The organism is Candidatus Symbiopectobacterium sp. NZEC135 (assembly GCF_025962695.1).
Map to the genome: position 1 here is coordinate 1 of NZ_JAGFPF010001129.1, position 698 is coordinate 698.

The 698-nt window shown below is 52.0% G+C and carries 1 protein-coding gene and 1 pseudogene; one reads left to right on the top strand and one right to left on the bottom strand.

All coding sequences use genetic code 11. The features are described from left to right. Positions 1–230: pseudogene (locus J5224_RS32870) on the top strand (two-component system response regulator DcuR); the annotation flags it as partial. A gap of 17 nt (positions 231–247) precedes the next feature. Here J5224_RS32870 and J5224_RS32875 read toward each other — a convergent pair. Continuing rightward, positions 248–698: hypothetical protein (locus J5224_RS32875; RefSeq protein WP_264629105.1), on the bottom strand; the 451-nt coding region annotated here is incomplete at its 5' end.

Genomic DNA, 698 nt, shown 5'->3' on the forward strand with positions numbered 1-698 from the left:
AAGGGCTAACGAACGTGACATTACGCATCGTGTTTGCTTGGATTAAAAGCAATCAAGAGCAAGCCTTCTCCACCAAAATGCTGGCAAACGCTATCGGTTTATCATGCGTATCTTGTCGAAAATATCTGCTCTACCTTTCTGAAAAACAGATGCTTACTGCACAGTTTCACTATGGCACCTCAGGAAGGCCTATGTATATGTACCGCTTATTCTCTCATTCCGCTCAGTAATCAGCATAGTAGCGCTATCACCGGGAGCGTTGGCGAATACCGCCACCTAACGGTTTGTTCTGGTTCACCTTCGCAGCCAATGTATCTTGCAGAGCCTTAATCTTAGAAGATATCTCCTGCTTGCGGGCTGGTGCCTCATGCTGAGCCGAAGCGTGGTCAGTAACAGGCGGTCGCGCATCAAAACGCTTAGCCATCTCACGCACATGTCCCGCGCCAGGGCTGATGGTGCGACGGGTAGCGGACAGGTTGTTGGAGGAAGCCCGGGAAGAGGCATGATGCGACACAGCGGGGGCGTCCGATGCGTTCAGCGCGCCATTAGTCTCGACACGCTGCCACGTTGTCGGTTGCGCCAGATCGCTGACAGGATATTTCGAGATATAATTCCCGGAGGCATCGACTGAAACAAATGCCTTAAACCGCTCAGCGTGCTCGCCGGAGAGGAGTAATTTTGCCTGGGCTTTATCACCA